Origin of the sequence: Klebsiella aerogenes (genome assembly GCA_029027985.1) — a bacterium.
GTDB lineage: Bacteria > Pseudomonadota > Gammaproteobacteria > Enterobacterales > Enterobacteriaceae > Klebsiella > Klebsiella aerogenes_A.
Genome location: CP119076.1, coordinates 2877545 through 2900456, shown reverse-complemented (window position 1 = coordinate 2900456; position 22912 = coordinate 2877545). Strand labels below are relative to the sequence as shown.

Sequence of the window (22912 nt, the reverse complement as noted above, 5' to 3'; positions counted from 1 at the left end):
TTAGTTCCTGGGGCTCGAATTAAGATGGCAGTATCTCCAGGACAAGCAGCGACAAGACCTGGGGGGTTCGCAACGTTTGATGATATTCCAAATACTTCATATGTGAGAAATGAGCTTGCAGTTAAAATGGAATGGAAGCCTGATATTGATAGAGTGGTGACTTACGAAGTTAAGAAACCACTACCTGTTAAAATTGGGGCTGTAGGTCCCCAGGTTGATAAAGGGGCGAATGTGTACCTTCCTGGTGGTGGTTTACAAGTCGAAATGGCTGTTCCACCGGCTGAACGAATGGATTACCTGGAAGTCATTGACGAATCCAAACTTAAACCGTAATTCTAATTATTGAGTAAGAAAATGGTAAAAAATTTAATCCTTGACAAGGAAGAAAATACTTTAAAATGGACTTCGGATGAGAACCAAATATCTTTTTTTGTTGAGGATTTGGATTCGGCAATGTTAGACGAAAAACGAGGGATGATTTTTGCTTTAAGTAGAACGGCACCGTTACCAACCTTATTAACTATATTAAATGATGATGGGGCTTTACTTGCCACCCTCTCTCCACCAGATGGCGCATACTTCTATTACTTAACAAGAGATGATACGAAAGAGGTTTTAGTGATTTGCTCTTTTTCTGAAAAGAAAAGTGGTTGGTATGATTGGCATTACTCCTTCGAGCAAAGCGACGGAAGCCTGGTAAGAAAGGCACCATCTTACTAAAGTATAATTATTTATTTGCATTCAAAAATTTGATTTTTTTATGAGCAGGCCGGTTCCCGGTTGCGTTACGGCTAAACGACCATGGCCTGCTTGCTTCTGGCGCTGCGTTAGCGCGCAAATCTTTTTTCTTCATAAGAAAATGCTATCGTGATTTTGTCCAGATTTAAATTTAACTCTTTGTTACAGATGGGTTTTATTCATGCGGTAATAATCCGCATTCGTTATAAAACGTATCAGGGACAATATGAAGACGTTTATTTTTATTGCACTGGGTATGGCTGCGCTATTTAGCCATCCCAGCGTCGCCGGAACAAAAACGCTGGTCGATTATGGCGTGGTACAGGAAAGCCATATTGTCAGCAGTTCGCCTCAGCATCGGCCGTTACGCACGCTGGCTGCGGGAACGTTGGGCGGCGTTGTCGGCCATCAGTTCGGTAATGGCAAAGGCCAGACGGCGATGACCGCCGCAGGCGCGCTGGCGGGGGCCGGGGCCTCTCGTTATCACCAGGATCAGCAGCAGGGGGGCGAGCAGGTCGAACTGCTGATTAGAACCCGTTCAGGACAGGTTATACAGGTGCTGCAAAGTTACGACGGGCGGCTGGTCTTCAATAAGGGAGATGAGGTGCGAATTCTGACATCAGGAAATGGCACCCGGGTGGATAAATCGGTGTGATAGAGAAAACGGGATCCCGTGAATGAGTTCCCGTTTTCACTTTACGGCATCAGGCCGATTTCAGCATGCCGAAGCTGATGATCCGTGAGCGTCCTAACTCTTTCGCCCGATACAGCGCAGCATCAGCGGCGCGCAGCAGGCTATCGCTTTGTGTATGTTGCGGATAGCTGGCGATACCAATAGACACATCCACCTGGCCCAATTCCGTCAAACCAAAACGCAGCGTCATATTGCGGACGTTGTTGTAGATTTCCGTGGCGCAGGCCTCTGCGCTGGCCTCATCGGTGCCGGAAAGCAACACCAGGAACTCTTCGCCGCCGTAGCGAAACGCCATGCCAATATCGCGTACCGCGCGTTGAATAATCGTCGCCACGTTTTTAATCACCAAATCGCCAGCTTCGTGACCGTAGTTATCGTTGATTGCCTTAAAGTGATCGATGTCGATCATCAAACAGCTCAGCGGCGTGCCGTTACGCACCGCCAGGTTCATCTGGGTATGCAGCGCCTCGTCAAGATGGTGCCGGTTGCGCAGCCCGGTCAGTGAATCGAACAAGGCTTTTTCCAGCAGGGCATTACGCAGCCGTTGGTTGGCTAATGCCAGGCCCAGCGCTTCCGCCATCAATTCGAGATAGGCGCGCGATGGCGCCGTCTCGTGGGTGACGTTACGAAATGACAGCAGACCGATGGCTTCGCCCTGAGCGACCAGCGGAACGCAAAGCGACCGCTCGGCGTGCGCTTCCGGGAGATGATAGCAAGCGATATCCGGTTCACCGTTGACCGGTGGATGGCTCAGACCGCGGCGAACCGCCCAGCAGTTATCCGGGTAGAATACTTCCGCTTCATCCGGTGGTGAAAGCCACTGCGCCACGCAGCGCATCTGCCAGGGATCGGTCTCGAGAATATAGAGTCTGCCGGGGATATCCGGGGCGATATTCGGCGCGAACAGCTCAGCGACCTTCACCACATCATCAAACGATTCGCATCCCTGCAGCCGCTGAGTCATACGCGCCAGCAGTTCACGCACTGCCCAGTCGGCGTCGCGTTGCTGTTCGAGACGCTGGCGGGCGAGGCCGTTCTCGCGGAAGATGCGAATGGCCTGCGCCATATCGCCTATTTCGTCAATTTGTCTGAATTGCGGCGGTTCGACGGCGTAATCCTGCGATGCCAGCCGCTGCACCACATCGCTCAGGCGCACCACCGGATTGAGGACCCGGCGTTTCAGAATAAAGCCGATCACGAATAAAAACATCAGCGCGGTTAAGCCGACCATCACTTCCGACAGCGTCCGCCAGCCACGCGATTTTTCGGTAGCTTGCTGAATGGCGTTATTGGCACGGCCCTCCAGCATCAGGCGAAAATGGTCGATTTGCGTTTGTACCCGGTCCAGCTCCTGCTCATAGGGCTTACCGTATACTTGTAAAATGGCGGCTTTCTCTTCCCCGCGGGTGACCTGAGCAATAGCTGCCTGCTGTTCATCCTGCAGTCCATCGGCGACGCGCAAGCCTTCACGCAGCAGCGACAGCTCCTGCTGACTGGCGCCGGCATCTTTGAGTTTCACTAGCCGGTTTTCAATGGAGTCAAGGGATTGGGTCTGCTGGCGATACTGCTGCAGCGTGTCGGGATTCTGCTCGACGACATACAGTCGCGCGAGATCGGAAAGCTCCCACGCCCCGCTTTCCACTTCGTCGGCCAGGCGTTCGAACACTTCACGTTGTTGTACCGCCTGGCGCTCTGCGCGATCGGCGGCGGACGCCATTAACATCGCGATACCGGAAGTAATAGTCAGACCTACGGTGATACCGTAGGCCCAGTTGGTCATGGTGGCGATTCTCACCGGGGATTTCCTTGCAGGCAGATGAAATAAAAACGCGTATTTTTCATTATAGAACCGCATCGTCAACCGGGAAGTCAGGCAAGCGGCGTGCGGGTCACCAGATGGTGTAGCGCTTGGGCATGCTGGCGCAGAACAAGATACACACCGTTATCCAGAGCGCCATTTATAACATCTACTTCGATAAGTTGTAACGCTTCCTGATATGGCATACCGGGGCGGTAGGGGCGATCTTCGACAAGGGCGGTGAAAATGTCTGCGATAGCAATGATTCGATCCGGCAGATGCAGATAGCGATGATCCAGATTGAGCGGGTAGCCGCTGCCGTCAAGCTTTTCGTGGTGGTTGGCGGCCCAGTCGATGATTTCCGCAAGATCGGTAAAATCACGCAGTATTTCGCCAGTCATGTAGCTATGCTCGCGGATCTGCTGCGTTTCATCGTCGTTGAGTTCGCCCTGTTTTTCGAGGATCGTCAGTGGAATATAGATTTTGCCAATATCATGCAAATAGCCGGCGATTTCGATTTTGCGGCACGCCAGCAGCGGCAAACTCATGTAGGTTGCAAGGGCATAAGAAATTTCGCCCACCATAATGCTGTGGCTGGCGGTAAAACTGCTATAGGTATCGACGATTTTGGCGATCAGCAGGCAAATATCTTTCAGACCATCAATATCGATGTAGACGTCGTTAATCGGCCCGACGATTTCCAGTAGTCGCTGGATATGCTCTGCCTGCATATGGCGCCAGAAAGTAGGTTGCTGCGCCAGCTGGCTCAGGGCGTCGCAAAGCGGCGGATCGATTTCGCGGTACCCGGCGATAAACTGCGATACCAGCTGTTGCTGGTGGTCCGGGGCGACGAGGCCCTGCGCGGGGAGCAGGCGCTCGAAGCCGTCGGCGAAGTAGACAATATGCTGTTCAAGGTTGCCTTTGTGCTGTTGGTTGAAGTGGTGATCGCTGATGATGGGGCGAATAAGGGTAAAGGAATCCAGACCGTCGAGCATCTCCGCACCGCGATGCTGGTGCGGATCGCGCAGGTTATCGATAGTGTTTAGTGAATCAATGCGCCGTTTATCGCCGAGTAAGCCGATATCATGCAGCAGCGCGGCTAAGAAGATCGTTTTTTGCTGCTGTGCGGGAAGATTCAGCGCCTGCGACAATTTGTAGCTTATTAGCGCGGTTCGCAGTAAGTGTAAATTCAGCCTTGGGTGAATGGCGTCAATGACGCGAGTCACCAGCATCAGCGCCGACTTTAAGGCAATACGCATTTTTCTCTCCGTCCACCTGTACTGAAAAGCGCTTTTTATTGAACGAATGCAATGAGAGATAGCACCAATGCATTGATTTTATTGGTGCTATTTGTATTTTAAAATACTTTTTTGTAAGGCTTCACGGAGACGTTTTGATAGACGCCGGCGGCGATATACGGGTCATCGTTAGCCCAGGACTGTGCCGCTTCCAGTGATTCAAATTCCGCGATAACCGTTGAACCGGTAAATCCAGCCGCGCCGGGTTCGTTGCTATCCACTGCAGGCATGGGGCCGGCAGTCAGCAGACGACCTTCATCATGTAAGAGTTGTAGGCGCGCCAGGTGGGCAGGGCGCACCGACAGGCGTTTTTCCAGAGAATCGGCGATATCTTCTGCGTAGATGACGTAAAGCACGGCAAGGCTCCTTAATCAATAAATAGGCAAATCACGTGGTGTGAAAGCGTTATGAGCAGCAAGGTAGGATGCGCACGTTCCTAGCATGCCATGCCGCGACGGTTTTTTTCCAGAAAACGTGGCAAAATTTGATGCAGAATAACACGACTTATTGAATATGATTGCTATTTGCATTTAGAATCAGGGCATCATTTTTCAACAGAAACGACTATGAGCGCAATGACCCTTGATTTACCTCGCCGCTTTCCGTGGCCAACGCTGCTGTCCGTGGCTATCCACGGTGCCGTTGTAGCGGGGCTGCTTTATACCTCGGTACATCAGGTTATTGAAAAACCTTCGCCCGCGCAGCCCATCGAAATCACGATGGTGGCGCCAGCAGATTTAGAGCCGCCGCAGGCGGCACAGCCGGTCGTTGAACCTGTCGTCGAGCCAGAGCCAGAGCCGGAGCCTGAAGTGGTGCCGGAGCCACCGAAAGAGGCACCGGTGGTGATCCATAAACCTGAACCGAAACCTAAGCCCAAGCCGAAACCGAAGCCGAAACCGGAGAAAAAGGTTGAGACGAAACGTGAGGTGAAACCTGCGGAGTCGCGTCCGGCATCGCCGTTTGAAAACAACAATACGGCGCCTGCGCGTACCGCGCCAAGTGCCTCCACTGCGACGGCGAAACCCACGACGGTAGCGGCGCCAGGTGGCCCGAAGGCGCTGAAACGCGGCGATCCCGCTTATCCGACTCGCGCTCAGGCGCTGCGTATTGAAGGTGATGTGAGTGTGAAATTCGACGTCACTGCCGATGGGCGCGTGGATAACATCCAGATTATTTCTGCGAAACCAGCCAATATGTTTGAGCGCGACGTGAAAACGGCGATGCGTAAATGGCGCTACGAGCCAGGCAGACCTGGCACGGGCCTGACGATGAATATCCAGTTCCGTTTAAACGGGGTAAAAATCCAATAGGATTGCCTTCTGGTTTGAATTGCCCGCTTACCGGCTGTAAACGCCTGATGATAGTCATCAGGCGTTTTGTTTTTCAGGACCAGATGCGGCCGGGGTGCTTTTATGACCGGTAAAAAAAAGCCCCGTCGGGGGCGACGGGGCAAAACTCATTGATTATGGAATGATCTGTTCTCTGGTCAATTCGAGAACGGGGACTACTCTAAAGGGCAAAAGTGTAGTTAAAATGGAGAAACCGTGGAGATTCAGGGCGAAAGGTCGCGCTGAATAAAACAGGAGCGATTATGAAGTGGATTTTGATGATGCTACCGCTGGCGTTAGCGGGCTGCGCGCAGTCGCAACAGCCCGATGCGCCGCCGCCGCCAAATTCGATTGGCATGGCGAATCCGGCTGCCGTCTACTGCGATCAGAAAGGCGGCAAGCAGGTACCGGTTCAAACCCCACAGGGCGTGCGTACCGACTGTAAGCTTCCCAACGGCGAAACGCTGGATGAATGGGAACTGTGGCGGCGCGATCACCCGGCAAAGCAATAACCTGCTGAGATTAGGTTAAGTTCTCTAACCACTCCGCCAGCACCAGCGCGTGATTTTGTTGCGTATCTTTCGCCGCATAGAGCAGCGTTAACGGTTGCTGGCGGGAGAGTCTGGCGAGGCGCAGTCCTTCATCGCGATGGGTTTCCAGTTCGTCGCGATACTGCTGGCGGAAGTGGGCGAAGTCAATCACATCGCCATGTAGCGCTTTGCGTAAATCAGCTGAAGGCGTCAGCGTTTTACACCATTCATCGTAATGTAAATCCTCTTTTTTAATCCCGCGTGGCCACAGGCGGTCAACCAACACGCGATAGCCATCACTGGCCTCAGCAGGATCATAGACGCGTTTGCATTGAATCATTATTGTTCTCCCTCTGTTCCATTCCGGCGAGTCGCAGCTCTTGAAGTATACAATACCGCTGACAGGGATGAATTGCCCGCGGTGACGCGTCACAAAATAAGGATTGTGTTCCGCAGGCGAGATCGCTAATCTGAGGTTCCTTGTGTTGCCCGATAATCCTCAGACATAAGGATCCTGTTATGAACACCCCTTTGCGTATTGCCCTTGTCGGCGATTACCACCCTGATGTGGTAGCCCATAAAGCGATCCCGCTGGCGATTGATGACGCCGCCGCGGTGCTGGAACAGCCGGTGAGCTATGACTGGTTAGCCACCAGCGATATTACCTGTGCCGACTCGCTCGCCGATTACGACGCCATCTGGGTGGTCCCCGCCAGCCCGTATAAAAATGCCGAGGGCGCCTTTATCGCCATCCGTTACGCCCGTGAAAACAGCATCCCGTTTCTCGGCACCTGCGGCGGCTTCCAGCACGCGATTATCGAATACGCTCGCAACGTGATGGGCTGGCAGGACGCGGCGCATGCGGAAACCGATAGCCAGGGGCGCATGGTTATCGCCCCGCTGAGCTGTTCGCTGGTGGAAAAGACGGACGCTATCGAATTGCGCGCCAATACGTTGATTGCCCGCGCCTACGGTCGCGACAGTATCGAAGAGGGGTACCATTGTAACTACGGTATCGCCGGGGACTTTGCCCATGAACTGGAGCAGACCGCGCTGCGGGTGACCGGCTGGGACGATAACGGCGAGATCCGCGCCGTGGAGTTAACGACTCATCCGTTCTTCGTCGCTACGCTGTTCCAGCACGAACGCAATGCCCTTGAAGGGCGTCCGGCGCCGCTGGTACAGGCTTTCCTGCACGCCGCGCGGCAATAAAAAATCGGCAGCCTGGCTGCCGACTCTCTGTCATCAATGAATTTCCCGCGCTCTTCCAGCGAGGGCACCGAACAGCGCCATCACCAGCGCAATCAGCGCAACGATAATCAGCGGAAGATGCCAGTCGCCGTAAGCGTCATGGATTTTACCGAGCAGCGGCGGCCCGCTGGCGGCCAGCAGGTAACCGATAGTCTGCGCCATGCCGGAGAGCGCCGCCGCCTGATGCGCCGAGTTAGCGCGCAGGCCGATAAAGGTCAGGCCGAGGATCATGGTCGCGCCGGAACCGAAGCCGAAAATCAACGTCCAGATCACCGCCTGACCGGGCAACAGCCACAAGCCAAGAGCACTGATGGTACACATCAACGCCACCAGAACCGCAATGCCGCGCTGATCCTTCAGGCGGTGAAGAATGAGCGGGATTGCCAACCCCGGCGCGGCGGTCGCCAGCTGCAGCAGGCCGTGCAGGGAACCCGCCTGCGCTTCGCTGTAACCCATGCTTTGCAGAATCGCGGGCAACCAACCGACGATAACGTAGTAAACCAGCGAGTTGATACCGAGGAACAACGTGACTTGCCAGGCCAGCGCCGAACGCCAGATCCCACGGTTATGCGCTGCGCCTGAGCCGGTTATCGGCGCGGCTGGCTGACGCTGCGTCTGCGGTAGCCAGAGGAATAACGCGAGCAGGGGGAAAACCATTAACATCAGCAGCGCGCCGCGCCAGCCGAAGCCGGCCAGCGCCAGCGGCACGACCATGGCGGAACCCAGCGCCGCCGCCGCGCCCATGGTGATGGAATAGGCGCCGGTCATGCGGGCGACGTGACCAGAAAAATCACGTTTAATTAACCCCGGCAACAGGACGTTGCCCAGCGCGATCCCGCAGCCAATCAGCGCGGTGCCGATGAACAGCGACGCAACCGAAGGTAGCGAGCGTAGCCCAATACCGAGACAAATGATGATCATTGCCAGCAGCAGGCTGCGTTCAATGCCGAACCGGCGGGCGACACCGGCCGCTAGCGGTGAGACCAGACCAAAGGCCAGCAGCGGCAGGGTGGTGAGCAGCCCGGTTTGCGCCGTCGTCAGTTGATATTCCGTGCGGATAGCATCCAGCAGTGGGGCGATGCCGGTGAATGTCACACGTAACGTCGCGGCGATAAACAAAATACCGACGATCAGCAGCAGTTTGCTACCGCCGGTAGAAGAAGACACAGGACTCATAACGTTCTCAGACCAATAAACAGGGTCGTAACAATAGCGGGTTTAACGACGGTTTGAATCAAGCTAAAATGACAGATTATCGCTCATATCGGACAATTTGATGATTGGACTGGGTTTAGACGGCTATGAACCAGACAGCGGCCATGAAGCGGCGCTGGCTTTTCGTATACAGGTTGTGGAAGACGAGCAGTTTATTCCGCGCCACCAGCACCGCAAAGGCCAACTGATCCTGGCGTTGCGCGGCGCTTTAACCTGCGAAGTGGATAATGCGATGTGGATGGTGCCGCCGCTGTACGCGGTGTGGGTGCCGGGCCAGTTGCCGCATAGCAATCGCGCGACGCCAGGGGCGCAGATCTGCTTTCTGTTTATCGAGCCGGGCGCGGCGCCGATGCCGGAACATTGCTGTACGCTAAAAATCTCACCGCTGGTGCGCGAGCTGATTCTGACCCTTGCCGAGCGCGGCAGAACGTCGCTCGACGCGCCCTCGACGCAGCGGCTGGTGCAGGTATTATTTGATGAGCTGCCGCAGCAGCCGCAGGAGCATCTGCAACTGCCGGTCTCCGGGCACCCGAAGATCCGCCAGATGGCCGACACCATGGCTCGCGATCCGGCGCGCTGGCAGACGCTTTCGCAGTGGGCGGCAGCGTTCGCGATGAGCGAACGTAACCTGGCGCGACTGGTGGTGCGGGAAACCGGGCTCAGTTTTCGCCGTTGGCGCCATCAGCTACAGCTGATTCTGGCGCTGCAGATGCTGGTGCGCGGGCAGACCGTTCAGCAAACCGCCCAGATGTTGGGTTACGACTCGACGACCGCGTTTATCACTATGTTTAAGAAAGGGCTCGGGCAAACGCCTGGCCGTTATTACGCCAGCCTGGCTACGCCTTCCCGATAAACAGCGAAATAATCCCGGCGGCGATAAGCGGGCCGACCGGCACACCGCGAAACAACGCCACGCCCAGCACGGTGCCGACCAGCAACCCGGCAACCAGTTGAGGTTGCGAACCCATCAGCGCCACTCCGCGGCCGCCGAGCCATGAGACAAATACGCCAACGGCGATGGCCAGCAGCGACTTCCAGTTGACGAAAGAGTGCAACAGCGTTGAAGGCGGCAGCGTCCCGCTGGCGATGGGCGCCATGACCCCGATGGTTAAAATAATGATGCCGATGGTCAGCCCCTGTTTTTCAATCCAGGGGAAAAAGACGTTGAGCGGGGTCACGCGCACGATGATCAGCACCAGTATTGAAATGGCCACCGTGGTGTTGTGGTTGATAAAACCGAGCGCCGCCAGCCCCAGCAGGATAAATAGGGTCGTATCGAACATGCCAGAAGTCCTTGCCAAAGTAAAAAGAAAACCCATTTACTCTACGCGTAATAGCGTGAATAAACAGGCTTTTAATTTCGCTATGGCTGAAATTAGGGCATTCGCACAAGGGCCGATGCGTACCGGTTTTAGGCTGCGTTCTCACGGCGAAATACCGCCAGTTCCGGGCGCGCGATGCGCAGGTAATCGCTCGTATCCATAATGATCGATTTTTCCAGAAGCCCGGCGTTAAAGGCGATCTCCGGAAAACGTTCGAACAGCAACGGGTCGGCGACCAGCTTAAGCTGAGGATGGAAGCTAAACGGCGGAATGGCGCCAAATACGCACGCGGTGAGGGCATCGACTTCTGCCGGACTTGCCAGCGAGGCTTTGTTGCCGCCGATATGCTGCGCCAGGCGGGACAAATCCGCCTGCTGGTCGGCGGCAAGGATAGCCAGCACATGCTGATTGACGCCGTTACCTTTGACTTTGCACACCAGCGCTTTTGCCCCCTGGCCCAGCGCGGTGCCGCGGATTTCTGATACCGCTTCGCATTTACCTACCGCTTCATGTTCCATCACCCGGTAATGGGCTTGTTGTTCATCAAGCAGACGACATAATTGCTGGTGAATATTGGGTTTTTCTGGCGCGTGCATGTCGCGATATTCCTCATGGTGAAAAGAGCAAGCTTAGCGCTACAGGGCAATAATGAACATCTTATCGGCGGCGGTCGGGCGCGTTTTTCTGCTTTTTATTGACGTACAGGCGCGCATCGGCGATTTTCATCGCCTCGCTGAGGGATTGCCCCGGCAGCATATTGCATGCGCCCCAGGAAAAATTTACGCGCCTGTCGCGGTCATGAAGCGCCAGATATTGGCGGATCCGCGCAGGGATATTTTGCGTTTCGTCATCCGGATAATCGATAAGGATCAGAAAGAACTCATCGCCTCCCAGTCGGATGCCGTAATCGCTGCTCCGAATCGCAGCGGAAATGGCCTGCGCCAGTAAAATGATCGCTCGATCGCCTGCGTCATGTCCCCATGTATCATTGATGGTTTTCAGCTCGTCACAGTCGAGAGCCATCAGCCCCACGTTGACGCCTTGACCAGTGAGTTTTTGCAGCCGCAATTCCAGGGTAGAGGTGAGGATCTTGCGGTTATACAGCCCGGTCAGGGCATCGCTGATGTTTTCTTTTGAGATACTGCTGTAGAGACGAAAATGTATTCGTACCAGGTGCAATAAGGCCGCAGTTGAAAGTAAATAGAAGAGAAACAGTTCCCATGAACTCAGTAGAAAATACATCACGTCGAGCGACAGCGAGATTCGCAGGTTTTCCGCAACTTGCCGGGAGTCATCGGCATAACCTGAGAAATGTGTTTGACTGCGGTGGATGTTCATTTCCGCACCGGTATTGGAGTCCTTTAAGGTGATATCCAGGTATTGCCAGACGAGCGGGCGATCCGCAGTATAGAGTAATTTTTCTATTTCTTTTGCCGTGACATCGACCATGACCACGCCCTTCAGGCGGTCCTGATAATAGACCGGCGTTAAAAAAGAGAGAATATTTTTACCCGTCATCGTATCGACATAAATCGTCGAAATAAGCGAACGCCCCTGGCGTAAACTATCGAGACTTTGCTGGGTCATCCCCAGTTTACTGTCCTGAAGAAAGTTCCAGTCTTGTATTGGATCGCTTTTAATTTTTACCGGGGTGTAAAAATAAACATAGTTATTCGCCAGATCAACGTAATAACGAAAGCGTTTATCAGACTTTAACATGGCAGGGGCCTGTGACTGCCAGAGCGCATTTTGCGTCACGGTGCGGTCGAAAGCCCACAGTGCCGGTAAATCAGCGCGCCAGTTTTGGCAATCAGCCTGTGAAGTGCTCAGGGTGCCGTGTAACTGCGGATAGTTATGAACGGCAATATTAAGCCCGCTGATGTTGCTTTGATGCTGGATGCGGCGACAGGCCAAACGGAACTGTTCCTCGTCAGGCGGCGTATCCAGTTTACGTACAAACTGAGAAATGATCAGCTGATTCTGATATTTATCATAGAGAAAGGTCGATTCTCCTTTTTCTATGATGTATCGCATATAACCTGACATATCCCGATGGGTCACGACCAATTCGTACACCAGAAAGGAGGAGGTTAATACGATGACGCCTGCGGAAATAAAATAACTCAGTAGGCTGTGCTGCAATTTCATGACGGCTGGATTTACCTGGCTAATTTGCTTAACTTTATCATAGTGAAGAATCGGAGCACTAGCATTGGGGAGATGGGATGGGCGGAATGAGGGGGCGGCGGTATGGTGCTTTCTGCGCCGTCAGTATGCGCAATTGAGAGTGGATACTGACGGGCTAAGGAATGGTACAGCGGCTATTTTCAGAATGTCTGGTGAAGATAGCCCTGATGTTGCAATGTCTCTACTTATGAGACTGCGGAAGCAAAGGCTTCGTTGCCCGCGGCGTGCGGAGACATTGTCGGTTGGTAGAGCGCGTATGACTCGATATCGTCCAGCGTCACCATCGCGGATTTACAAAAAATGCACTTGGCGCCGAAGGGGTTTTTTTCACTCACATCAAAATGCGAGATTCTGTATTGCGACCCATGGCAGCATGGGCATCGGAAATGAATATTATTAATCATAATTTTATCCTTTATATTTTATTATATTTTTTCACTGCTTGTTACTAACCCACATATGATAAATACGTATGTTTTTCCTGTGGGCTGAATATGAAAACAGAAAATATCTTTAGTTTCACGACAAAAAATGGCATGTCTATCAGATTATAGTATCAATTTATGCCATTTTGTTGCAGTGAGTTAAATGAGATGCTTCTTATTTATCTACTCGGGTCAAAACCGTCTTCGTTATCGTAAATCAGAAGTACTCAGCGAACTTAATCGGTGTTCAACCGTAAGCTATTACTCTTACTCGTCATTCTTCTATCCAATTTATTAATGTACCAAAACATACAGGATTTGATTTGCAGAAGAATCTTAATACTATTGGAGAGACTCAAGGGAGGTGGTATCAGCGATAGCGCCTGGAGATGTGAGTAACTGCTTGGGTAAATATTTTTCTGTCTTTCAAATCGACTTAAGTATTAACGCACAGTGAGGAAAATAGTGCAACACTTATTTTAGCCGTCCGGATGCCTGATGTATTGTCATCTCATTCATCGCTTGTCAAAATGTAAATTAAGATGGCGAATGACGCCGCCACCAGCGAATTTTCAGCAAAGAAAAATCAGCCAGAAAATTATTTATCTGGCTGATTTTGATGTTAATTGCTATTCGTGGCGCCTTGCTTGTGGAACAGCTCGCGGAACACCGGATAAATATCTTCCTGATCGCGAATATGCTGCATGGCGAAGTTTTCAAAGGTCGCCTGCAGATGCTCATACTCTCGCCACAGGGTCTGGTGGGCGCGACGGGTGATCTCGATGTAGCTGTAGTAACGCACCACTGGCAAAATTTTCTTCGCCAGCAGTTCATGGCACAGCGGCGAGTCATCCGCCCAGTTATCGCCATCCGACGCCTGCGCAGCGTAGATGTTCCACTGCGCCGGGTCGTAGCGGGCTTTAACCACTTCGTCCATCAGCTTCAGCGCACTCGAAACGATCGTACCGCCGGTCTCCTGTGAGTAGAAGAACTCATGCTCATCCACCTCTTTCGCCTGGGTATGGTGGCGAATGTAGACGACTTCAACGTTTTTATAGGTCCGGCTGAGGAACAGATACAACAGGATGTAAAAACGTTTAGCCATATCTTTGGTGGACTGATCCATCGAACCGGAAACGTCCATCAGGCAGAACATAACCGCCTGGCTGGAAGGTTCTGGCCGTTTTTCGTAGTTCTTGTAGCGTAAATCAAAGGTGTCGATAAACGGCACGCGTTCAATTTTCGCCCGCAGCTCAGCGATCTCTTTGCGTAGCCGGTCTTCTTCCAGCAACTGTGCCGGTTCGCTTTTGGCGATGGTGTCGAGATCTTCTTCCAACGCCCGCAGCTCGCGCCGTTTACCGGCGGTCATCGCCGTTCGCCGCGCCAGCGAGTTCTGCAATGAGCGCACCACGCTGATATTGGCCGGTACGCCGTTAGCGGTAAAACCCGCACGATGGGTTTTGAACTCGTTCAACTGGCGCTGCTGGTTTTTTTTCAGGTTGGGTAGGGCGAGATCTTCAAACAGCAGATCCAGATACTCATCTTTGGAAATCTGAAAGACGAATTCATCCTGACCTTCGCCGTCGGCGCTGGCTTGGCCCTGACCACCGCCTCCGCCGCCACCGCCGCCCTGAGGACGTTCGATACGGTCGTTCTGAACAAAATGATCGTTGCCGGGGTGGACGCGATTGCGCAGCCCGCCGCGGCCCTGATGAAACATCGGCTCGTTGATGTCATCCGTCGGAATGGAGACGGATTCTCCGCTTTCGATGTCGGTGACCGAGCGTTTATTAATGGCTTCGGAGATCGACTGTTTGATTTGCGCCTTGTAACGGCGCAGAAAGCGCTGGCGGTTGACAGCGCTTTTGTTCTTCCCGTTCAGGCGTCGGTCTATGAACCAGGTCATATGCCCTCCTGTACTGCATTTGCCAACTATACCCGTCTACTTCGAGTCGCCTGTGCATTGGCTTCGCCACAACTCGAATGACTCAGGCATCTGTCTTTCATTATATGAGCAGCCGCGCTGAAAGCCCGGTAGCCGCCGCTACCGGGCCGTCATACATCAGGACGATTTGCGTACCCGCAGGTACCATTCGCACAGCAGGCGAACCTGTTTACGGGTATAGCCTTTTTCCATCATGCGATCGACAAAGTCATCGTGTTTTTTCTGCTCATCGGTGGACGTTTTGGCATTGAACGAAATGACCGGCAACAGCTCCTCGGTATTGGAGAACATTTTCTTCTCAATAACCGTGCGCAGTTTTTCATAACTGGTCCAGTTCGGATTGCGTCCGCTGTTATTCGCTCTGGCGCGCAGCACGAAGTTGACGATTTCGTTACGGAAGTCTTTCGGGTTGCTGATCCCGGCGGGCTTCTCGATTTTCTCCAGCTCTGCGTTCAACGATTCACGGTCGAACAGTTGACCGGTATCCGGATCGCGGTACTCCTGATCCTGAATCCAGAAATCTGCATACGTGACATAACGGTCAAAAATGTTCTGCCCATATTCGGAATAGGACTCAAGGTAGGCGGTCTGGATCTCTTTGCCGATAAACTCAGCGTATTTCGGGATCAGATAACCTTTGAGGAATTCCAGATAGCGTTCAGCCTGTTCTTGCGGGAACTGTTCGCGCTCAATCTGCTGTTCAAGGACGTAGAACAGGTGGACCGGGTTGGCGGCCACTTCCGCATGATCGAAGTTAAACACTCGCGACAGGATTTTAAAGGCGAAGCGGGTAGAGAGACCGTTCATCCCTTCGTCGACGCCGGCATAATCGCGATATTCCTGGTAGGACTTCGCTTTCGGGTCGGTATCTTTCAGGCTTTCGCCGTCGTAGACGCGCATCTTCGAGTAGATGCTCGAATTTTCCGGCTCTTTCAGGCGCGACAGGATCGAGAATCGCGACAGTGTCTCAAGCGTGCCCGGCGCGCATGGCGCATGGGTCAGCTCACTGTTATTCAACAGTTTTTCATAAATACGGATCTCTTCCGAGATGCGCAGGCAATAAGGCACCTTAACGATATAAACACGGTCAAGGAAAGCCTCGTTGTTTTTGTTATTACGGAAAGTCACCCATTCGGATTCGTTGGAGTGCGCGAGGATAATGCCGTTAAACGGCAGGGCGGAGATCCCCTCGGTCCCGTTATAGTTGCCTTCCTGGGTGGCCGTCAGCAGCGGATGCAGCACCTTAATCGGCGCTTTAAACATCTCGACGAACTCCATGATCCCCTGGTTGGCACGGCACAGCGCGCCGGAGTAGCCGTAGGCATCCGGGTCGTTTTGCGCGTAGTGCTCCAGCTTGCGGATATCCACTTTACCGACCAGTGCCGAGATGTCCTGGTTGTTTTCATCGCCAGGCTCGGTTTTGGCGATAGCGATCTGCTCAAGAATCGATGGCCATACCTTCACGACGCGGAATTTGGTGATATCGCCGCCGAACTCGTGCAGGCGTTTTGCCGCCCATGGCGACATGATGGTGCCGAGATAACGGTTAGGAATACCGTATTCTTTATTGAGGATCTGCGCGTCCTCTTGCGGGTTAAACAGGCACAGCGGATGATCGTTGACCGGGCTGCGTTCGCCGTTGGCGCTCAGCACATAAATAGGCACCCGCTGCATCAGGGATTTCAGGCGTTCCGCCAGCGATGATTTACCGCCGCCGACCGGCCCCAGCAGATACAGAATCTGTTTCTTCTCTTCCAGACCCTGCGCGGCATGTTTCAGATAGGAAACAATCTGCTCAATGGCATCTTCCATACCGTAAAACTCTTCAAACGCCGGATAACGTGCGACAACCCGGTTTGAAAAGAGACGGGACAGGCGCGGCTCAAGAGCCGTATCGACCATGACTGGTTCACCAATGGCCGTCAATAGCCGTTCTGCCGCGTTGGCATAAGCACTGCGATCTTGCCGGCAGATGGTAAGAAACTCCTGCAGTGTGAACTCTTCGTCCTTGGCAGCTTCATAGCGCTGGCGATAGTGATCGAATATATTCATGGCATGCCGTCCTTTCGTTTTTTAGCACAGGTTGAGAGCCGTTCATATGAATAGTGGGGGCCCCCGGAAGGGCAGGCTGAACGACGTCCGTCTACAATTCAGCAACCTTCGTGCCAGGTTACAGAAGCGATTTGGATAACGTGCTCTGCGACTACACCTTCTAAATTTAAGCGTAGATGTATTTAGAAAACTTGCATGCCGCTAAAACTCAATTTCAATGACATATCAACAACTCATCCGGAAACCAGGCGTTTTTTCGCACATCTTGCCAGGCGGTTTCATCAACGCGTCATTAAGTTGCAAGCGAGCGGTCATAAAGCAGTGGGAAATTGTCCGGTTTAGTGTAAGAGCAAGTAAAGCATTTGAGGCATGACGTCTACGACGTTAAACTGCACGCGCTAATTATTTGACAACAGGAATATGGACTGTGACTAAAATCAAACTTCTGGCACTAGGTGTGTTCATCGCGACGTCAGCTACCGCAGTACACGCTGATGGGAAGTTAACGCTGGGGGCTGGCGTGGGCGTCGTCGAGCATCCTTATAAACAATATGATGCAGATGTTTACCCGGTACCTGCCATTAGTTATGAGAGTGATAACTTTTGGTTCCATGGCTTAGGTGGCGGTTACTACCTGTGGAATGACACCAACGATAAGCTGTCCGTGACCGCCTACTGGTCGCCGATGTATTTCAAACCGGGCGATAGCAATAACTCGCAAATGCGTAAGCTTGATCGCCGTAAATCAACCATGATGGCGGGTCTTTCCTACATCCATAACACCCCGTATGGTTTCCTGCGTACTACGCTTGCGGGCGATACGCTGGATAACAGTAACGGGATCACCTGGGACCTGGCCTGGCTGTACCGCTATACCAATGGCAACCTGACTCTGACTCCGGGTATCGGCGTGGAGTGGAACAGCGACAATCAGAACGAATACTACTACGGTGTGTCGAAGCATGAATCGAATCGCAGCGGCATGCGCAGTTACGATCCGGACAGCAGCTGGAACCCGTATCTTGAGCTGGCGGCGAACTATCGTTTCTTCGGCGACTGGAGCGTGTACGGTCTCGCGCGTTACACCCGTTTGTCTGACGAAATCACCGATAGCCCGATGGTGGACAAATCCTGGAGCGGCCTGATTTCTACCGGGGTCACGTACACCTTCTGATTGCGCACTTCTGCAGGTTTTATGCATCAAAACAGGGCGTTATGCCCTGTTTTGCTCTATGATGGCGCATCTTGCGGTCATTAACGCTTCAGGACGCGAATGGTCTGGGCCAGACGTGTTGGTTTCTCTTCGCTCGCTTTCTGCGGCTCGGTCACGCAGCAGGTTTCCACGCAAACGAATGTCTTGTAGCCATCATCCGGCATATCGCCCATGCTGACGGAGAGCGCAGGGCCCGGGTTCCAGGCAACGACGTTGCCGTGGTGGCGATGGATCACGTCGATGTTGCGTTTCAGCGCTTCATCATGAATCACGCTGCAGGCTTCAGCATTCAGATAGACGCGGTCAGTGCGATCCGGGAAAGTCTGGATGCCATCTTTCAACACGCCTTCTTCGGCATTCAGCACTTTATCAATATAGCGCTCGCCCAGGCCGCTGACTTTCACCGCGGCGATGTCGCCGACGTTGAAGTAGGTGTGCAGGGCGGAAGTGGTTTCAAACTCACCGTGGGCTTCCAGTTCGATCTCGCAGGTGTTACCCAGCTTGAAGCGCGCGTAAAGCGTGAAGTCGTGCGGCCAGTATTTGCGAGTTTCATCGCTGCTCTGTAGTTCGAAGGTCAGCATCACGCCATTTTCATCTTCGTCCTGGCATTTTAACGCCCACGGCAGATTGCGCGCGAAGCCATGCGATGGCAAACCTTGCTGCGCTGACGGGCCGAACCACGGCCAGCAAATAGGCACGCCGCCGCGCAGGGCAACGCCGTTTTTGAATGGGGTATTGTTGCTCAACCACAGGACTTCATCTTCACCAGCCGGTTTCCAGGAGAGCAGGTGAGCGCCCTGCAGGGCGACGGACGCTTTTACCTGGGGGTGGTCGATGACGATGAGTTCAAGATCGTCCAACTGGCGTCGGGAGAATACCGGGGAGAGTTGTTCAATGACCGGGAGAGCAAAAATTTTATTAATCATTACGCTATCCTCTTTTTAAGGCAAAAAAAAGAGCGACCCAGGCCGCTCTTATCGATTACTTGTTCATCTCAACTTATTTGGAGATGTGAGCAATCAGGTCCAGAACTTTGTTGGAGTAACCGGTTTCGTTGTCGTACCAGGAAACCAGTTTCACGAAGTTGTCGTTCAGTGCGATACCGGCTTTAGCATCGAACACGGAAGTGCAAACTTCACCGTTGAAATCGGTAGAAACAACGTCGTCTTCGGTGTAACCCAGAACGCCTTTCATTGCGCCTTCAGAAGCCGCTTTGATTGCTTTCTTGATTTCTTCGTAGGACGCTGCTTTTTCCAGACGAACGGTCAGGTCAACAACGGATACGTTCGGAGTCGGAACGCGGAACGCCATACCAGTCAGTTTGCCGTTCAGTTCTGGCAGTACTTTACCTACTGCTTTAGCAGCGCCGGTAGAGGACGGGATGATGTTCTGAGCTGCGCCGCGGCCGCCGCGCCAGTCTTTGTGAGACGGGCCATCAACGGTTTTCTGAGTAGCGGTGGTGGCGTGAACGGTGGTCATCAGGCCTTCAACGATACCGAAGTTGTCGTTGATGACTTTAGCCAGCGGAGCCAGGCAGTTGGTGGTGCAGGATGCGTTGGAAACGATGTCCTGGCCTGCGTAAGTTTCGAAGTTAGCGCCACGAACGAACATCGGGGTGTTGTCTTTGGACGGGCCAGTCAGAACAACTTTTTTCGCGCCAGCGGTGATGTGCTTACGAGCGGTTTCGTCAGTCAGGAACAGACCGGTTGCTTCAGCAACGATGTCTACGCCTACTTCGTCCCATTTCAGGTTAGCCGGATCGCGCTCAGCGGTAACACGGATTTTTTTACCGTTTACGATCAGATGACCGTCTTTCACTTCAACGGTACCGTCGAAACGGCCGTGAGTGGAGTCATATTTCAGCATGTAAGCCATGTAGTCAGCGTCTAACAGGTCGTTGATTGCAACGATCTCGATGTCAGAACGTTTCTGAGCAGCACGGAAAACAATGCGACCGATACGGCCAAAACCGTTGATACCTACTTTGATAGTCATATATTCCACCAGCTATTTGTTAGTGAATAAAAGGTTGCCTGTAAAATTACAAAAACCTTACGCAGCGTCAAGCGGAATCGTGTCAATCATTGCGACAAATCAATCCTGAGCAGACCTTTGCGCGATTGATGTGCCTCACTCTCCCTTTGAGCCCAATTCCATATGGGGACTGCGCCCGGAATTTTAAAGGTCATTTAGGATAAAAACGTGATTTGCATCACAATTATCCGGCTGCCTGATGGCATCGGATAAGTTTAGAACAAAAGTGCAGGTTTCATTGTTAATGTTTTGTTAGAATCGACGCGTAAAGTTGCCCTTTCAAAGCGAGAAGTAATCACATGGCTAATAAACCATCTCCTGACGAGCTCAAACAAGATTTGAGCGAGATGCAGTTTTATGTGACGCAGAATCACGGTACCGAACCGCCGTTCACCGGACGGTTGCTGCATAACAAAAAAGACGGCGTCTACCACTGCCTGGTCTGCGATGCGCCGCTGTTTAACTCGCAATCCAAGTATGATTCTGGTTGTGGCTGGCCGAGCTTCTACGAGCCGGTCAGCGACGAGGCGATTCGTTATCTCAATGATTACTCCCACGGTATGCAGCGTACTGAAATTCGCTGCGGTAGTTGCGATGCGCACCTTGGTCACGTCTTCCCCGATGGCCCTCAGCCGACGGGCGAGCGTTTTTGCGTCAACTCGGCCTCTTTAAGCTTCACCGACGATCAAAACGGCGAGCAAACCAAAGGCTAAGAAACGATTCAGCAAATTATTCCAATACGGAGTGAAACAGACGATGGATATCGAGCAAATTATTGCCAGTATGACGCCGGAACTGTATCAACGTTTAGCCACGGCGGTGGAGTTAGGCAAGTGGCCGGACGGCGTCGCGCTGACCGAGGAACAGAAAGAGAACAGCATGCAATTGGTGATGTTGTGGCAGGCGCGTAACAACGCGGATGCGCAGCATATGACTATCGACACCAATGGTCAGATGGTGATGAAAAGCAAACAACAGCTGAAAGAAGATTTCGGTATCGTGCCGAAGCCGATTGCCACGCTGAAAATGCAGTAATTGCATATGCCTGTAACCCGGCAGGCGGCGTGAGCGCCTTAGCCGGGCTACCTTTCCTTGTGGCCCCGATAGCGTAGCGCCATCGGGGATCGCGCGCTACTGCGCTTTGATACCTAGCGACGCGGCCAACTGCCGGGCGAGCTGGTTTTTGTCATCGGCGCCATACTCCCAAAACATCCCGCCGGCTAATCCCTTGCGCTTGATATAATCCGCTTTAATGGCTACCGAACGCGGGTTCTCGTAGGAAATGGCGAACAGCGCTTTCCCATCAGCCGATTTTACGGATAGCCACGGCACCTTCGCCTCGTCATCCCAATGTTCCGTAAAACGCTTCTGCGGATCGTTCAACAATTTCGCCACAATATCGTTGTATTTCACATAGGTATCTTTGCTCAGATCATAACCCAACGACTTAAACAGCTCGACTTGCTGCGTGCCGAAGTAGGGTTCGGTGACGGGGTTTTTCTGTGCGTCTGGCTTACTCCAGTCAATACCCGGCTCGACGGCGCGTTTCGGTACCCGGCCATAGAAACCGATCCCGAGGTTCATCTGGCTGGGTTTAAGCCCGGCGGCCAGATAGTTGTTCACCACGAAATCGGCGCTGTATTTATCCGCGGCGGCCACTGTCGGCCAGTGGCGGGAGTCATACAGGTTTGAGTTGAAGTACTGGGTACCGTAGGCCATGGCGTAGGTCATCAGGTTGATATAATTCAGCAGTGGGGCGATGGCTTTCACATCGATCCAGCTCTTCGGGCTTTCCGCGTTAGCACCTACCGCAATGGTCAGCAGTTTTTTATCGCCGATGGCCGCACGGAGCTCTTTGAGCAGGGCGGTAAAGTTATCGCGATCCGCTGGTTGACTGGCGACCAGCCCCCAGGCGCCATTCACCGGATACTCCCAATCGAGGTCGATACCATCAAGGCCATACTGGTTAATGACTTGCTGGACCGAGCGGATAAATACCGCGCGGGTTTCCGGCGTTGCCGCTGCGCCCGAGAAACCTCGCGCGCCCCAACCGCCGACAGAGAGCAGAACGTTGAGGTCAGGATTTTGTTTACGCAGTGTGGGGAGTTTTTGTAAATCCGCCTGTACCTTTGGCGACAGCCAGATTTGGTGGAGATGGTCAGGATCTTTCAGGGCATCATTAGTCTCATCTTTCTCATCGTTGTAGATAAGGCCGAAGGAGTAATTGAGATGGGTTATCTGCCGGACATCCAGCTTGTTGATATCACCGCCAGGACCTGCGGTGACGTCGCCGCCGCCGTTAAAGTAACCCACTGACATCCAGGATTGCGCGGAAACGACAGAGGCGCAGAGCAGGGGTAATGCTGCCAGCAAGGGCAAAAGTTTCATCGGATTTCCTCTTTGACAATGATATACCCGTCATACTTCAAGCTGCAGATGCGTTGGCTGCGTGCACTCACCCCAGTCACATAGTTATCTATGCTCCTGGGGATTAATGAGGGACATCCTTGTCCCTCACCGAAGGCCAGCCTTTGGCTGGTCAAATTCGTTCCTGACGAATTTGTCGCGCCCTTGCCGCCTTTCTACAACTTGAATTATTTAGGGGATAAACAGGCACACGCCACGGAAATGGCGTGGCGAAAAAACAACCTGTCCAGTCTAGAGGTTTCCATCGAGCAAAACTGCGAAGGTGTTCACGGCACTGCCTGCCAGACGCCACGAGAGCCTCTTTTCTCCTCCTTTGAGCCGCATTTATCGGTATTTGTGATCTTGGTTGTGAAATGAAGATCATTGTCTGTGTTTTAAAGATTTTGTGTTGACCTTAAAGATTGTGTGGTTGAGTATGCTCCCACTGAAGCAAAAACCAACACAAAGGAAGACGC

The 22912-nt window shown here is 52.9% G+C and carries 24 protein-coding genes; 10 read left to right on the top strand and 14 right to left on the bottom strand.

The annotated features are described in order from the left end of the window. Nucleotides 1-24 precede the first annotated feature (24 nt). The 3 genes from PYR66_13905 to PYR66_13895 all read left to right on the top strand — a co-directional run bounded on the left by PYR66_13905 (nt 25) and on the right by PYR66_13895 (nt 1393). The gene (locus PYR66_13905) at nt 25-333 is read left to right on the top strand and encodes a hypothetical protein (protein WEF26429.1); all 309 of its coding nucleotides are present in this window, start codon (nt 25-27) and stop codon (nt 331-333) included. Between the two features lie 21 nt (nt 334-354). Next, a complete protein-coding gene (locus tag PYR66_13900; GenBank protein ID WEF26428.1) occupies nt 355-720 on the top strand; it encodes a hypothetical protein in 366 nt (121 codons plus the stop codon). Nucleotides 721-964: 244 nt separating this feature from the next. Next, nucleotides 965-1393, top strand: a complete 429-nt coding sequence (locus PYR66_13895) for a glycine zipper 2TM domain-containing protein (protein ID WEF26427.1) — start codon at nt 965-967, stop codon at nt 1391-1393. 49 nt (nt 1394-1442) lie between these two features. Here PYR66_13895 and PYR66_13890 read toward each other — a convergent pair whose 3' ends face one another. The 3 genes from PYR66_13890 to PYR66_13880 form a co-directional block, all read right to left on the bottom strand. Beyond that, a complete protein-coding gene (locus PYR66_13890) occupies nt 1443-3227 on the bottom strand; it encodes a sensor domain-containing diguanylate cyclase (protein ID WEF26426.1) in 1785 nt (594 codons plus the stop codon). 74 nt (nt 3228-3301) lie between these two features. Continuing rightward, the gene (locus tag PYR66_13885) at nt 3302-4489 is read right to left on the bottom strand and encodes an HD domain-containing protein (GenBank protein ID WEF26425.1); all 1188 of its coding nucleotides are present in this window, start codon (nt 4487-4489) and stop codon (nt 3302-3304) included. Between the two features lie 98 nt (nt 4490-4587). Beyond that, nucleotides 4588-4884 (bottom strand): YciI family protein, encoded by a 297-nt coding sequence (locus PYR66_13880; GenBank protein ID WEF26424.1) that lies wholly within the window; start codon nt 4882-4884, stop codon nt 4588-4590. A 210-nt stretch (nt 4885-5094) separates the two neighbouring features. Here PYR66_13880 and tonB point away from each other — a divergent pair, with 210 nt between their 5' ends. Further along, nucleotides 5095-5838, top strand: coding sequence for a TonB system transport protein TonB (gene tonB, locus PYR66_13875; protein ID WEF26423.1), 744 nt, complete (start codon nt 5095-5097; stop codon nt 5836-5838). 281 nt (nt 5839-6119) lie between these two features. Continuing rightward, nucleotides 6120-6368, top strand: a complete 249-nt coding sequence (locus PYR66_13870) for a DUF333 domain-containing protein (GenBank protein WEF26422.1) — start codon at nt 6120-6122, stop codon at nt 6366-6368. Nucleotides 6369-6378: 10 nt separating this feature from the next. Here the strand turns inward: PYR66_13870 and PYR66_13865 are convergent, their stop codons facing one another. Beyond that, nucleotides 6379-6726: a DUF488 domain-containing protein gene (locus PYR66_13865; GenBank protein WEF26421.1), complete on the bottom strand. Its 348-nt coding sequence runs from the start codon at nt 6724-6726 to the stop codon at nt 6379-6381. Nucleotides 6727-6905: 179 nt separating this feature from the next. On the opposite strand from PYR66_13865, the gene PYR66_13860 reads away from it, so the two are divergent. Next, nucleotides 6906-7598: a CTP synthase gene (locus PYR66_13860; GenBank protein WEF26420.1), complete on the top strand. Its 693-nt coding sequence runs from the start codon at nt 6906-6908 to the stop codon at nt 7596-7598. A gap of 33 nt (nt 7599-7631) precedes the next feature. On the opposite strand, the gene PYR66_13855 is transcribed toward PYR66_13860, so the two are convergent. Continuing rightward, on the bottom strand, nt 7632-8804 hold the full coding sequence (locus PYR66_13855) for a CynX/NimT family MFS transporter (protein ID WEF30451.1): 1173 nt from the start codon (nt 8802-8804) through the stop codon (nt 7632-7634). Between the two features lie 106 nt (nt 8805-8910). Between PYR66_13855 and PYR66_13850 the strand changes: the two genes are divergently transcribed. Then, nucleotides 8911-9705, top strand: a complete 795-nt coding sequence (locus PYR66_13850) for a helix-turn-helix transcriptional regulator (GenBank protein ID WEF26419.1) — start codon at nt 8911-8913, stop codon at nt 9703-9705. Here the strand turns inward: PYR66_13850 and PYR66_13845 are convergent. From PYR66_13845 to yeaG, 6 genes are all read right to left on the bottom strand, one after another. Next, complete coding sequence (locus PYR66_13845) at nt 9689-10135, bottom strand: DUF441 domain-containing protein (protein ID WEF26418.1); 447 nt, start codon at nt 10133-10135, stop codon at nt 9689-9691. The two genes, PYR66_13850 and PYR66_13845, sit on opposite strands and share 17 nt — an antisense overlap. 128 nt (nt 10136-10263) lie before the next feature. Next, complete coding sequence (locus PYR66_13840; GenBank protein ID WEF26417.1) at nt 10264-10770, bottom strand: YbaK/prolyl-tRNA synthetase associated domain-containing protein; 507 nt, start codon at nt 10768-10770, stop codon at nt 10264-10266. A gap of 61 nt (nt 10771-10831) precedes the next feature. Then, nucleotides 10832-12322, bottom strand: coding sequence for a diguanylate cyclase DgcJ (gene dgcJ, locus PYR66_13835; protein WEF26416.1), 1491 nt, complete (start codon nt 12320-12322; stop codon nt 10832-10834). Between the two features lie 224 nt (nt 12323-12546). Continuing rightward, nucleotides 12547-12765: a cold-shock protein gene (locus tag PYR66_13830; GenBank protein WEF26415.1), complete on the bottom strand. Its 219-nt coding sequence runs from the start codon at nt 12763-12765 to the stop codon at nt 12547-12549. Nucleotides 12766-13408: 643 nt separating this feature from the next. Next, entirely contained in the window at nt 13409-14692 is a 1284-nt protein-coding gene (locus PYR66_13825) for a YeaH/YhbH family protein (protein ID WEF26414.1), read from the bottom strand. 156 nt (nt 14693-14848) lie between these two features. Next, nucleotides 14849-16783, bottom strand: a complete 1935-nt coding sequence (gene yeaG / locus PYR66_13820) for a protein kinase YeaG (protein WEF26413.1) — start codon at nt 16781-16783, stop codon at nt 14849-14851. Nucleotides 16784-17210: 427 nt separating this feature from the next. Here yeaG and PYR66_13815 point away from each other — a divergent pair, with 427 nt between their 5' ends. Then, entirely contained in the window at nt 17211-17957 is a 747-nt protein-coding gene (locus PYR66_13815) for a MipA/OmpV family protein (protein ID WEF26412.1), read from the top strand. Between the two features lie 80 nt (nt 17958-18037). On the opposite strand, the gene PYR66_13810 is transcribed toward PYR66_13815, so the two are convergent. Further along, nucleotides 18038-18922 carry a D-hexose-6-phosphate mutarotase gene (locus PYR66_13810; protein WEF26411.1) on the bottom strand — a complete coding sequence of 295 codons (885 nt, stop codon included), beginning with the start codon at nt 18920-18922 and terminating at the stop codon, nt 18038-18040. Nucleotides 18923-18995: 73 nt separating this feature from the next. Next, on the bottom strand, nt 18996-19991 hold the full coding sequence (gapA, locus tag PYR66_13805) for a glyceraldehyde-3-phosphate dehydrogenase (protein ID WEF26410.1): 996 nt from the start codon (nt 19989-19991) through the stop codon (nt 18996-18998). A gap of 338 nt (nt 19992-20329) precedes the next feature. On the opposite strand from gapA, the gene msrB reads away from it, so the two are divergent. Both msrB and PYR66_13795 read left to right on the top strand, forming a co-directional pair. Beyond that, complete coding sequence (msrB, locus tag PYR66_13800; GenBank protein WEF26409.1) at nt 20330-20743, top strand: peptide-methionine (R)-S-oxide reductase MsrB; 414 nt, start codon at nt 20330-20332, stop codon at nt 20741-20743. 43 nt (nt 20744-20786) lie between these two features. Next, the gene (locus PYR66_13795) at nt 20787-21065 is read left to right on the top strand and encodes a YeaC family protein (protein WEF26408.1); all 279 of its coding nucleotides are present in this window, start codon (nt 20787-20789) and stop codon (nt 21063-21065) included. Nucleotides 21066-21161: 96 nt separating this feature from the next. Here the strand turns inward: PYR66_13795 and PYR66_13790 are convergent, their stop codons facing one another. Further along, entirely contained in the window at nt 21162-22418 is a 1257-nt protein-coding gene (locus PYR66_13790) for a glycoside hydrolase family 18 protein (GenBank protein WEF26407.1), read from the bottom strand. Nucleotides 22419-22912 lie beyond the last annotated feature (494 nt).